The sequence below is a fragment of the Streptomyces sp. NPDC001002 genome, assembly GCF_053599215.1.
The window spans coordinates 1-11383 of sequence record NZ_JBSFLV010000227.1; the positions used below are offsets into that span (position 1 = coordinate 1).

General features: G+C 71.7%; 11 protein-coding genes and 1 pseudogene. 6 read left to right on the forward strand and 6 right to left on the reverse strand.

Annotated elements, in window-relative coordinates:
• The 3 genes from ACWDR3_RS45400 to ACWDR3_RS45410 form a co-directional block, all read left to right on the forward strand.
• On the forward strand, nt 1-470 hold a 470-nt coding region (locus tag ACWDR3_RS45400; protein ID WP_450358566.1), incomplete at its 5' end, for a thiamine phosphate synthase.
• 249 nt (nt 471-719) lie between these two features.
• The gene (gene metF / locus ACWDR3_RS45405) at nt 720-1643 is read left to right on the forward strand and encodes a methylenetetrahydrofolate reductase [NAD(P)H] (RefSeq protein ID WP_450358567.1); all 924 of its coding nucleotides are present in this window, start codon (nt 720-722) and stop codon (nt 1641-1643) included.
• 56 nt (nt 1644-1699) lie between these two features.
• A complete protein-coding gene (locus tag ACWDR3_RS45410; protein ID WP_450358568.1) occupies nt 1700-2692 on the forward strand; it encodes an SCO2102 family sporulation regulator in 993 nt (330 codons plus the stop codon).
• A 32-nt stretch (nt 2693-2724) separates the two neighbouring features.
• Here ACWDR3_RS45410 and ACWDR3_RS45415 read toward each other — a convergent pair whose 3' ends face one another.
• The 5 genes from ACWDR3_RS45415 to ACWDR3_RS45435 all read right to left on the reverse strand — a co-directional run bounded on the left by ACWDR3_RS45415 (nt 2725) and on the right by ACWDR3_RS45435 (nt 8825).
• Nucleotides 2725-4260 carry a phytoene desaturase family protein gene (locus ACWDR3_RS45415; RefSeq protein WP_450358569.1) on the reverse strand — a complete coding sequence of 512 codons (1536 nt, stop codon included), beginning with the start codon at nt 4258-4260 and terminating at the stop codon, nt 2725-2727.
• Between the two features lie 68 nt (nt 4261-4328).
• The gene (locus tag ACWDR3_RS45420; protein WP_450358570.1) at nt 4329-4943 is read right to left on the reverse strand and encodes a DUF4126 domain-containing protein; all 615 of its coding nucleotides are present in this window, start codon (nt 4941-4943) and stop codon (nt 4329-4331) included.
• A 375-nt stretch (nt 4944-5318) separates the two neighbouring features.
• Entirely contained in the window at nt 5319-5951 is a 633-nt protein-coding gene (locus ACWDR3_RS45425; protein ID WP_450358571.1) for a TetR/AcrR family transcriptional regulator, read from the reverse strand.
• 11 nt (nt 5952-5962) lie between these two features.
• Nucleotides 5963-8047, reverse strand: coding sequence for a YhgE/Pip family protein (locus ACWDR3_RS45430; RefSeq protein ID WP_450358572.1), 2085 nt, complete (start codon nt 8045-8047; stop codon nt 5963-5965).
• The gene (locus ACWDR3_RS45435; RefSeq protein WP_450358573.1) at nt 8019-8825 is read right to left on the reverse strand and encodes an ATP-binding cassette domain-containing protein; all 807 of its coding nucleotides are present in this window, start codon (nt 8823-8825) and stop codon (nt 8019-8021) included. Before ACWDR3_RS45435 ends, ACWDR3_RS45430 begins: the two co-directional genes overlap by 29 nt.
• Before the next feature lie 159 nt (nt 8826-8984).
• Here ACWDR3_RS45435 and ACWDR3_RS45440 point away from each other — a divergent pair, with 159 nt between their 5' ends.
• From ACWDR3_RS45440 to ACWDR3_RS45450, 3 genes are all read left to right on the forward strand, one after another.
• Nucleotides 8985-9557: an SAV_6107 family HEPN domain-containing protein gene (locus tag ACWDR3_RS45440; RefSeq protein WP_450358574.1), complete on the forward strand. Its 573-nt coding sequence runs from the start codon at nt 8985-8987 to the stop codon at nt 9555-9557.
• Nucleotides 9558-9836: 279 nt separating this feature from the next.
• Nucleotides 9837-10664 carry a class I SAM-dependent methyltransferase gene (locus tag ACWDR3_RS45445; RefSeq protein ID WP_450358575.1) on the forward strand — a complete coding sequence of 276 codons (828 nt, stop codon included), beginning with the start codon at nt 9837-9839 and terminating at the stop codon, nt 10662-10664.
• 277 nt (nt 10665-10941) lie between these two features.
• Nucleotides 10942-11313 carry a DUF3040 domain-containing protein gene (locus tag ACWDR3_RS45450; protein ID WP_450358576.1) on the forward strand — a complete coding sequence of 124 codons (372 nt, stop codon included), beginning with the start codon at nt 10942-10944 and terminating at the stop codon, nt 11311-11313.
• Here the strand turns inward: ACWDR3_RS45450 and ACWDR3_RS45455 are convergent.
• Nucleotides 11285-11383 (reverse strand): annotated as a pseudogene (locus ACWDR3_RS45455) (hydrolase); the annotation flags it as partial. The gene ACWDR3_RS45450 and the pseudogene ACWDR3_RS45455 sit on opposite strands and share 29 nt — an antisense overlap.

An 11383-nucleotide genomic window follows, 5' to 3' on the forward strand; every position in this document is an offset into this window, starting at 1 on the left:
GCCGCGGCACGGCTCAAGACCGCCGCGGCCTCAGACCGACCAGCCCTCGCGCCGACGCAGCCCCGACCACCGCCGCCTCTGACCACCGCCACCTCGGCCAGGGCGACCTCCCGGTCCCCGCGGCCCGCGCGATCCTCGGGGACGACGTCCTCATAGGCCGCTCCACGCACGCGGAGACGGAGGCCGAGGCCGCCGCCGTCCAGGAGGGCGTCGATTACTTCTGCACCGGCCCCTGCTGGCCGACCCCCACCAAGCCCGGCCGGCATGCCCCCGGCCTCGACCTGGTCCGGCACACCGCCGCCCTCGGCACCGACCGCCCCTGGTTCGCCATCGGCGGCATCGACCTCGGCAACCTCGACGAGGTGCTGGAAGCGGGCGCCAGCCGCGTGGTCGTGGTGCGGGCGATCACGGAGGCGGACGACCCCGGGGCAGCGGCGGCGGAGTTCGCGAAGCGGCTGCGCGGAGTGTGACGGGGCGGGTGGACCGCGGGGTGTGACGGCAGGATGGCCCGCGGGCGACAGCGGGACCGCCCGGCGATTCGCCCGTCAGCCGATCCGTTTGCCCATCCGCTTGCCCGTCCAGGCGCCCGCCCGCTTGCCCGTCCAGCCGCCCGCCCGGCTGTCCGTTCGGTTGTCCGATGGGTGGACAACAGGCAGACAATCCGGGCAAATATCCGGCATCCGGTTGGGTGACCGCCGCCCCCTGGTTAACCTGCGGGTATGGCTCTCGGAACCGCATCCACCAGGACGGACCACGCACGCACGGTGCGCGACATCCTGGCGTCCGGCAAGACGACGTACTCGTTCGAGTTCTCGGCGCCGAAGACCCCCAAGGGGGAGCGGAACCTGTGGGGCGCGCTGCGGAGGGTCGAGGCGGTCGCCCCGGACTTCGTCTCCGTGACGTACGGCGCCGGCGGCTCCACCCGCGCGGGCACCGTCAAGGAGACCCAGCAGATCGAGGCCGACACCACCCTCACCCCGGTCGCCCACCTCACCGCGGTCAACCACTCCGTCGCCGAACTGCGCAACATCATCGGCCAGTACGCCGACGCGGGGATCCGCAACATCCTCGCGGTGCGCGGCGATCCGCCCGGCGACCCCATGGCCGACTGGGTGCCGCATCCGCGGGGCCTGACCTACGCGGCCGAACTGGTCCGGCTCATCAAGGAGTCCGGCGACTTCTGCGTAGGCGTCGCCGCCTTCCCGGAGATGCACCCGCGTTCCGAGGACTGGGACAGTGATGTCGAGCACTTCGTCGACAAGTGCCGGGCCGGCGCCGACTACGCCATCACGCAGATGTTCTTCGAACCGGAGTCGTACCTACGCCTGCGCGACAGGGTGGCCGCCGCAGGCTGCGACACCCCCGTCATCCCCGAGGTGATGCCGGTCACCAGCGTGAAGATGCTCGAACGACTTCCGCAGCTCAGCAACGCGGCGATCCCCTCCGTCCTGAAAGAGCGGATCCTCACAGCAAAAGACGATCCGGCCGCTGTACGCTCCATTGGGATCGAATTCGCCACGGAGTTCTGCGCGCGGTTGCTGGACGAAGGCGTGCCAGGACTGCACTTCATCACGCTCAACAACTCCACGGCGTCCCTGGAAATCTACGAGAACCTGGGCCTGCACCACCCCCCGCGGGCCTAGACCGGCCGCACGGACATACGACACACTGCGTAGCGGCCACTGGGAGAGGGGCGTACATGGGCTGGACGGTCCTCTACATCGCGTTCGGCATCGTCGCGCTATGGCTACTGGGCGAGGTGCTGCTGCAGTACAAGGCGCGCTTGCGCTGGCGACTGCTGGCCTTCGTCGGCTTCCTGGGCGTCGTGCTCGGGGTGCTGATCCCCTCGGTGATCGTCATCGGACTGGGTGCTGCCGCGTTCGCGGTCGGGCAGACCTACGTCACGCTGTCGTTCCGCCGCGGCTTCGCCTCCGGCTGGGCGGTCAGCCGGCCGGGCGCCGGCGACGACTCCAAGCGCCGCCGCGGCGGCGAGCCCGACCAGGATCCGAACCTGGAGGTCTCCGACCTGCAGTCGGCGGAGGCCGGTTACGGCGAGGGCGGCTACGGCGACGACCGGGCGGCCTACCGCCAGGACGCCGACGACTTCGACCGCGACGACGTGTTCGCCCCCACCCGCTCCGCGCAGCCCACGGCCGCCGAGTCGACCGCGGTCTACGAGCCGCAGCCGCTCCCGGACGACACCGGTTCGTACGGCGTCTACAGCGACGCCGCGTACGCCGCCGCCAACAACAACGACCAGTCCGGCGCGTACCCCGGCCAGGACCAGTACGCGACGGCCGCCCAGGGCGCCGAGCAGAACTACGCGTACGACTACTCCGGCTACGACCAGCAGCAGTACGGCTACGACACCACGGGCCAGCAGCAGTACGCGGCCTACTCCGACCCGTACATCGGCACCCAGGCCTACGGCGGCGGTTACGACGCCGGCTACGACCAGTACGGCCAGCAGCAGGGCTACAGCCAGGACCAGTACGGCAACACGAGCTACGGCACGGACACCCCGGGCAACGGAGTGTGGGTTCCGCAGCAGCGCACCGACGAGTCCTACGGCGGCGAACTGCCGCCCGAGCAGTCGTACGGCTACCAGGACAACGGCCAGGGCCAGCAGCACGACGGCCAGGGTCAGGGCCAGCAGCAGCACGGGTACGACGAGCAGCAGTACCGTTTCTGACGTCTCAGCAGCGCTGATTTCCGGGGCTCACCTCACTGAGAGCCCCGGAACTCCGGTCCCTCCACGATCAGTCCGGCCACCAGCGCGCCCGACATCCCCGCGTGCGCGAGCCCGCCGCCGGGGTGCGACCAGCCACCGACGGTGAACAGGCCGGGCAGCGGGGTGGTGTTGGCCGGGTGCAGCAGCGCACCGCCGGCCGCGGCCAGTGCGGGCGCAGGTACGGCCCCGTCCGCCACGCCGGTCGCCTCCGCTATGTGCGTGGGGGTGCGGACCTCGTGCCACAGCAGGCGCTCCCGCAGCTCCGGGACGGCCCGCTCGGCGACGTCGATCAGGTGCTGGGCGTGCTGCTCGTAGCTCGCGAACTCCGCCTGGCCCCCGCCGAGTTGGGCCGGCACGACGGCCGTGAGCGTGATGGCCTCGTGCGCGGCGTCCGGGACCAGCCGCGGATCGTCGGGCCGCAGGACGGTGACCGTGGGTCTGGTCGCCGGCCCGGACGACATGCCCGTGCCTGTGCCTGTGCCTGATCCGAAGAGCAGGTCCAACTCCCGCTCGCGCTCCTCCGCGTGGACGACGGTCCGATGCGCCGTCCCCTCAGGTCGCCCGCCCCGCAGCGCCAGCAGGACCGACAGGCGGCTCGGCAGCCCGCGTTGCGGCGGGACCTCGCCGTCGCACCGCACCGCCGTACCCCGCACCCGGTCCAGCGCGTCGGGTGCGACACCGGCGATCACGAAGTCGGCCTCCGCCACCGAGCCGTCCGCGAGTTCGATCCCCGCCGCCCGGCCGTCCTTCTCCAGGATCCCGGTGACCTCGCTGCCGAAGTGGAATTTGACCCTGCGGGCCAGGCACCGCTCGTACACCGCGCGCGCCAACTCCCGCAGCCCACCCCGGACGTACCAGGTGCCGAAGGCATGGTCGAGGTACGGCAGGACGGCCGCGCTCGCCGGAGCGACTCGCGGATCCAGGCCGTACGCGAGTGCGTGGCTCTCCAGCAGGGCGGTCAGCCGGGGGTCGCGCAGCTCCCAGGCGCCGATCTCGGCGAGCGTGGCGGCCCGCCGGGTGCGCAGCAGCCGCTTGTGCGGGACCGACGGGTAGGGCTCGCGCTCGCCCAGCACCGACCAGTCGGACCACAGGGGTTCCTCCAGAAGGGGCCGGCGGGTGCGGTCCCAGCCCTCGCGGGCCCGCACCAGGAAGTCGCCCCAGCGGTCGCCCGCGCCGCCGCCGAGCGCCTCGTCCAGGGCGGTGACCGCTCCCGCGCGCGAGGCGTTCGGCAGCGTGACCTCGGTGCCATCCGCGAAGAGGTGCCGCGCGGACGGATCGACCTGGACCAGCTCGACGCACGCCTCCAGGGGCTCCTTGCCGGTCTTCACGAACAGGTCGCGCCAGACCGCGGGCAACGGCAGCAGACCGGGTCCGGTGTCGAAGGCGAAGCCGTCCCGCTCGACGCGGCCCACGGCTCCGCCGTACGTCTCCGCACGCTCGTACACCGCCACCCGGTGGCCCGCAATGGCCAGCCGGGCGGCGGCCGCCAGCGCGCCCATCCCGGCGCCGATCACCGTGATCCGTCCCATGCCTGCGACTTTATCGACCGCCACTGACAATCCCGGCACGGGCCGTCGGTCGGGCGGCTGGTCAACTGTCAGTCGGGTGGCCGGTCCACCCGTGAGACGAGTCTGCGTTCCTCCCGCCGTTGGGCCCGGCGGCGCAGATAGCGGCGGATCCGGGAGATCAGGAAGATCAGCACCGTCAGTCCGGCCACCAGCAGCACGGCCGCGATGATCGCCGCCGCCTGGGGATGGAACATCGCGAACGTGACGAGCCCGCCGACCCCGAGGTCCTCGGCCAGGCTCACGATCACATTGCTGAACGGCTCCGGCGACGTGTTGATCGCCATCCGCGTCCCGGCCTTGACCGTGTGGCTGGCCAGCGCCGTCGAACCGCCGACCAGGCCCGCCACCACGTCGTTCATCGACCCGCTCTGCCCGGCGAGCAGCGCGCCCACCCAGGCACCGGCGACCGGCCGGATCACGGTGTGCACCGAGTCCCAGGCCGAGTCGAGGTAGGGGATCTTGTCGGCGACGGCCTCGATCAGGAACAGCACGCCGGCGATGACGAGGACCTCGGGGCGCTGCATCGCCTCGGGCACGTCGTCGGTCAGCCCGGTCGCGCCGAACACGCCGAGCAGCAGCACCACCGCGTAGGCGTTGATGCCGCTGGCCCAGCCGCTGGTGAAGACCAGGGGAAGTACGGACACGGGGGCGATCGTAACCAGTCGGCGACCAAGAGTCCTGGGGCTGAGTGCGGATGGCTGAGTACGCGTACCTAGTGGGTGAGTTGAGTACGCGCGCGGATGGGGCCCGACCTGCGTGAACGAGAGAGTGGAGACACGGAAAGGGGATCGGCTCCGGCACCGGCGACACGGGGCGCCGGAACGGAGCCGCCCACGATCCGCTCCTTCCGCCGGCACTGTCGGCGGGAGCGAGGCACGGGGGAACCCGGGGGAATGACCGGAACGGGGTCCCAACAGGGGGAACGGGAAACACGGGGGAGCACGAGAAGGCGCCGGTTCGAGGTGGCCCGCGGGGGACGCGGCCACAGCGGACCGGCGCTTTCGTGTGCCGGTCGGCGATCAGCCCCGGTGACCGCTGACGCGTCCCTGGAGCAGTCGGGACATCGCCGCGTGGACGTCGTCCAGGGAGCGCTCCGGCTGGAAGGACTGCCAGTCGAGGGCGACGACCAGGACCATGCCGACCAGTGCGGCCGCGGTCAGCCTGATGTCGATCTCGTCGCTGAACTCGCCGCCCGCCACACCGTCGCTCAACACGTCCTCGACGACGGTGTTGACCTGCTGCCGCACCACCATGAGCGTGGACTGCCAGGTCCGGTTGGTGCGCCACAGCTCCGCCACGTACAGCTGGGTGAAGGCCGGGTAGCGGGCGATGAAGCCGAGTCCCGCGCGGATCATCGCGTCCAGGGCGTCCACCTTGCTGCCGCCGTCCCGGGCCGTCTGCTCGGCGGCCTCCCGGAGGGACGCGGTGAGGAGGCCGACGCCGTGCCGCAGCAGCTCCTCGAAGAGGACCGACTTGCTGGCGAAGTTGTAGTAGACCGTGCCCTTGGCGACCCCGGCACGCTCGGCGATCTCGTCCACCGTGGTGGCGGAGAAGCCCTGCTCGGCGATGAGCGTGACGGCCGCCTCGTAGAGCTTCTGTCGGGTGGCCTCGCGGCGGGTGCTGCCGCCCGACGGGATGCTGCTGCTTTCCATGGTCCCGATTCTCACAGGCTCAGCTCCGGGTGCAGACGGTCGAGGGTCCACACCTGACGGCGGCGGGCGGACACCGCGGTCAGCGCGAGGGCGCCCGCGGTGAACGCGACGAGCACCACGCACGCGTGCCACACCGGTCCCAGGCCCCCGCCCGTGATCAGCCTCCTGAGGGCCTCGACGATGTAGCTCATCGGTAGGAAGGGGTGGAGTGCGTTGAAGAAGTCCGGACTGGTCTGCACCGGGTAGGTGCCGCCCGCGGACGTCAACTGCAGCATCAGGAGGGCGAGTACGAGGATCCGGCCCGCCGCCCCGAAGCGCGCGTTCAGCCACTGCACGAGCGCCGCGAAGCACGCCGTGACCAGGAACAGGAAGCCCACCGTTCCGGCCGCGCGGACCATCTCCAGGCCGATCGCCCAGTGGAGCACGGACATCAGGGCCACCGTCTGGAGCACCCCGATCGCCACCACCGGCAGCCAGCCCGCCAGCGCGATCCGCCACGCCGAGGCACCCGCGGCGAGCGCGCGCCGGTTCATCGGCGCGATCAGCATGTAGGCCACCATCGCGCCCACCCACAGGGACAGCGGGATGAAGTACGGGGCGAAACCGGTGCCGTAGTTGGGCGCCTTGTGCATGTCCTTGGAGACCAGCTGGACCGGGTCGGCCATGACGTCGGTGCGCGCGTCGCGGTCCTGCTCGTCGTAGTCGGGGATCTGCCCGGCGCCGTCATGCAGCCCGCCCGCGAGCTTCCCGGAGCCGTCGACGAGCTTGTACATCCCGCCGCTCAGATCCTCGGCGCCCGTGCTGAGCTTGCCGACGCCCGCGTCCAGGTCCGTCGCACCCGAACTGGCCGTGCCGAGCCCCTTGTTGAGCTTCTTCGCGCCCGCGGCGACCTTCGCCGCCCCGTCGTTGAGCTTGTTGATCTTGGCGACGGCACCGGCCAGATCCTCGGAGAGGTGCGGCGCGCGGTCGGCGAGCGCCTGGGCCTGCTTCTGAAGGGTGGCCAGGTTCTTGTCGAGCTTCTTCAGGTCGCCGTCCTGGTCGCCGATCAGCGTGTTCAGGTCGTCGGCGACCGTGGCCACCTGGGCGGCGGCGTCCTTGGCCTTCTTCAGGTCGGAACAGGCCGCGTCCGGCAGTACGGGGTGCACGCAGCGCGCCTGGTAGACGTCGTCCAGGGTGTCGGCCGCCGTGTGGGCGCCCTTGGCGGCGATCGGGGCCGCCTTCACCAGGGTGCCGAGGTTCGCGCGGACGGCCTTCGAGGAGTCGGCGACCAACTGAGCCGTGTCGCCGATGGTCTTCTCGTTGTCCTTGAGGAAGGGCGCCACCTTCGCGTCGACCCCGTTGACCTTGTCGGCGAGCGTCCGCGTGCCGGCCGCCACGCGCGCGGAGCCGTCCGCCAGGTCACCGGCGCCCTGGTCGAGCTTCTTCAGCCCCTTGGAGAGCCTGCCGCTGCCGTCCTTGGCGTCCTTCAGCCCGTCGGCGAGGTCCTGCGAACCCTTCTCCGCCTTCCCGATGCCACCCTTGAGCTGGTCGGCTCCATCCGCGGCCTTCACGGTCTGGCCGTGGATGTCGGAGAACGAGATGAAGATCTTGTCCAGGAAGGACCGTGACGCCTTGGTGGACGCGGCCTCGCGCACCTCCCCGAAGACCGTGCGCGAGATCTGCCCGACGATGTAGTTGTTCGCGTCGTTCGTACGCACCTGGAGCGCGCCCGTCTCGGGGGAGTCGCCCGCGCTGGAGGCGATCCGCCGGCTGAGGTCGGCCGGCATGGTCAGCGACAGGTAGTACGTCCCGTCCTCCACGCCCGCGCGTGCCTCGTCGGCGCTCACCTCGTGCCAGTCGAAGACGTCGCTCTCGCGCAGCCCCTCGGTGATGTCGGCGCCCGCCGAGACCTTCTTCCCGTCGGCGCTCGCCCCCTTGTCGTCGTTGACGAGGGCCACGGGGATGCGGTCGAGCCGCCCGTACGGATCCCAGAACGACCACAGGTACAGGGCGCCGTACAGCAACGGCAGCACCAGGAGCGCGACCAGGGCGGCGCGGGGCAGCTTGCCCCGGCCGAAGCGGCGCAGCTCAAGGGCGGCGAGTCTCGGCGAGCGCATCGGCCGGCTCCTCCTTCGTGGATGCCTTCGGGGACGTCTTGGGCGATGCCTCGGTGGACGTCTTGGGTGACGGCTCGGGTGATGTCTTCAGGGACGCGCGCGTGGACACCGCGACGGTGCCCTCGGGAGCCTCGCCGCACACGGCGAGGACGGTGGTGCCGGACGCGGTGAGCGACCTCAACAGCGCCCAGACCTCGGCCCGTTCGGCGTCCGCGAGCTTGAGGTCGGTGTCGTCGATGCCGAGCAGCCGCGGCCGGCCGACCAGCGCGAGGGCCACGGACAGCCGCAGCGCCTCCAGCCGCTCCAGATCCCGTACGGCCGTCCGGGCGCCCTTGGGTAGCGCCTCCAGGTCCAGCCCGGCGGCGGCCAGGGCGGAGTCGATGCGCAGCCGTGTCTCCGTCGCCCGCTCGGCCCGGGGTCGCAGCAGCCCGCGCAGGGAGTCGCCGAACCGCCGTTGCAGCAGCGCCCGTTCACGCAGGTGCTCGCCGACGGTCAGGGCCGGGTCGAGGTCGGTGACACCGGGGACATGGGCGAGCCCGCTGACGTGTCGAACAGCCGCCAACTGCTTCGGCAGCCGCCACTCGCCCACGGTCGCCGAACCCTCCGTGGACCTCATCCGCCCGGTGAGCGCGAGCAGCAGACACGTACGGCCGGAGCCGGACGGTCCCTCGATCGCGATCAGCGAGCCGGGCTCCGCGTCGAGCGAGATGCCGCGGAAGGCCCAGCCGCGCGGGCCTTTCAACCCGAGATCCCGAGCCGTGACGCCGACACCGGTCACGGTTCCCCCTCTTCGTTTTTGAACTGACTGGTCAGTGCAAAAACTATCCCGAACCTTAGATCGAAGCAAAAGCGCAGGTCAGATCGGATTGTCAGTGGCATACCGCACGATGGACACATACGGCCACACAGCCGTCACGCAGACGACAGGAGGTTCGTCATGGCCAGCTACCACGCAGCCGCCGCCCGTCGGCGCCGCGCCACCGGCCCTGCCCCCTCACTGACCGGACCGGCGAGCGATGTGCACCCCGTACTGCGCCGGACCACGGCCCCACCCGCCGCCCTCGACCTGCTGGCCCAGGCCCGCGCCGGACTCGACGAGGCCGCCGTCCTGGAAACGTCCAACGAGCGTTACGCCACGGCCCATCTCGCCGCCCTGCGCACTGCCGCCGCGGTGCTCGCCGCCCGGGGACGCCCCGAGCCGAACGCCCGACGGCGGGCCCGCATACGGAGCGCCTGGGAAGTGCTCCCCGAGATCGTGCCCGAACTCTCCGAGTGGAGCGCCCTGTTCGCCTCCGGCGCCACCCGCCGCGCCCGCGCCGAGGCCGGCATCCAGGGAGCGGCCAGCCGCCGCGACGCCGACGACCTGATACGCGACGTGGCGATGTTCCTCCGCCTCGTCGAGCGCATGCTCGTTCTCCAGCCTGTCCTCCCACAACCACGCCAGGACACCCACCACCAGGAGGCGGCCCCGGACAGCGACCGCGAGCGCGACTACCCGGACGCGGGATGAGGGGGCGTGCCAGGAGGTCCGGGTGTCGCGGGGACCCGCGGGGCGGCGGGCGCCGGAGGGCGGGTAGGTGACCCGATCGCCGGGGTCCGGGCGCCGAGTCCGGGCGCCCCTGGTCCGGCTCGTGAGACGGGTCGGCGGGGGACGCCGTCGCGTGACCGGGTCCGGTATCGGAGGCAATAGGGTGGAGGGCGCCTGAAGCCTCCCGCATGCCCCGGCAGGGGAGGCGTTCCGTTCGCTCCGCCGCGCAAGAGGCGGTGCCGCGCCGAGGAGTCAACTGCCGTGTCGGACCCGATGCGCCCGCCCGTCTCCCACGACCGCCCGCAAACGACGCCGCTGCGCTCCGACCCCTCCCGGCCCCGCGCCTCCCTCCGTACCGCCGTGGTCTGGGAGGTCCTCCGGGACGCCCTCGACCGACAGGTCAAGGCCACCGGCCGGGAGGCGCTGGACGTCCTCGACACCGGCGGCGGCAGCGGCAACTTCGCGGTGCCCGTCGCCCGCCTCGGCCACCGCGTCACCGTCGTCGACCCCAGCCCCAACGCCCTGTTCGCGCTGGAGCGCCGCGCCGCCGAGGCCGGGGTCGCCGACCGTGTCCAGGGCGTCCAGGGCGACGCCCACGGGCTCTTCGACGTGGTCGAGCGCGGCGGCTACGACGCGGTGATCTGTCACGGCGTCCTGGAGTACGTGGACGACCCGGCCGAGGGCGTCCGCAACGTGGTGGCCGCCCTACGCTCCGAGGGCGTCCTCAGCCTGCTCGCCGCAGGCCTCGGTGGAGCCGTGCTCGCGCGCGCTCTCGCCGGCCACTTCAACGAGGCCCGCCAGGCCCTCACCGACCCGAACGGCCGCTGGGGCACGGGTGACCCCGTCCCGCACCGCTTCACCGCCGAACAGCTCACCGCTCTGGTCGAGGGCGCGGGCCTCACGGTCGGTGCCGTGCACGGCGTACGGGTCTTCGCCGATCTGGTCCCCGGCGTGCTCGTGGACACCGAGCCCGGCGCGCTGGAGGCGCTGCTCAAGCTGGAGGAGGCGGCGGCCGCGCTGCCCGCCTTCCACTCGGTCGCCACCCAGCTTCACGTGCTCGGTGAGACGCGAGGGGCCTCCGAGGCCTGAGCGGCCTCCTGTGCCGCGCCGCTGATCAGGGACTTGGCTGCACATGGAGTACGCCACAGGCCCCCCGATCGGGCGCTCGTCGCCGTATGATCGAGGGAGACCACCCGGCATGACGGGTCGGCTGCTGGGGAATGGAAGATTCAGCGGGCCGGGACGTTCATGGCGGATTCCGGTTGGCCAATTGGCGCAGAGGGGCGGGTTTCACGGGGGCGATTCCCTGCCTATCCTGAAGGGACCCCCCGAGTCGCCCCGGCGACTGCACGATGAGGAGGACTCCGTGCCGCTCTCGGAGCACGAGCAGCGAATGCTCGAGCAGATGGAGCGAGCGCTGTACGCCGAAGATCCCAAGTTCGCGACAGCGCTTGAGGGAAGCGGGCTGCGCACGTACACCCGGCGACGGGTCTACCAGGCGGTCGCGGGCTTCCTCGTGGGTATCGCGCTCCTCATGGCTGGAATGGTCGCCAAGCAGGTCTGGCTCAGCGTGGTGGGATTCCTCGTCATGCTGGGCTGTGCGGTACTCGCCGTGACCGGCTGGCGCAAGGCCCCCAAGCCAGGTGAGCAGCCCGCCGGTGCCCCGCAGGCGCGCCGTCAGGGACGGCAGAAGCGCTCCATGATGGACAGGATTCGGCCAACTCCCGGTCCAGGGTGACCGACCAGAGCAGCCGGTCCGCGCCGGCGTCGTACACCTGCGCGCCCTGCCCGCACACCGCGAGCCCCCT

Excerpts from the sequence above, each read along its gene's own strand:
- ACWDR3_RS45425 (WP_450358571.1), bottom strand. The coding sequence starts at position 5,951 with ATGGAAAGCAGCAGCATCCCGTCGGGCGGCAGCACCCGCCGCGAGGCC.
- ACWDR3_RS45410 (WP_450358568.1), top strand. The coding sequence starts at position 1,700 with ATGGGCTGGACGGTCCTCTACATCGCGTTCGGCATCGTCGCGCTATGG.
- ACWDR3_RS45440 (WP_450358574.1), top strand. The coding sequence starts at position 8,985 with ATGGCCAGCTACCACGCAGCCGCCGCCCGTCGGCGCCGCGCCACCGGC.
- metF (WP_450358567.1), top strand. The coding sequence starts at position 720 with ATGGCTCTCGGAACCGCATCCACCAGGACGGACCACGCACGCACGGTG.
- ACWDR3_RS45415 (WP_450358569.1), bottom strand. The coding sequence starts at position 4,260 with ATGGGACGGATCACGGTGATCGGCGCCGGGATGGGCGCGCTGGCGGCC.
- ACWDR3_RS45430 (WP_450358572.1), bottom strand. The coding sequence starts at position 8,047 with ATGCGCTCGCCGAGACTCGCCGCCCTTGAGCTGCGCCGCTTCGGCCGG.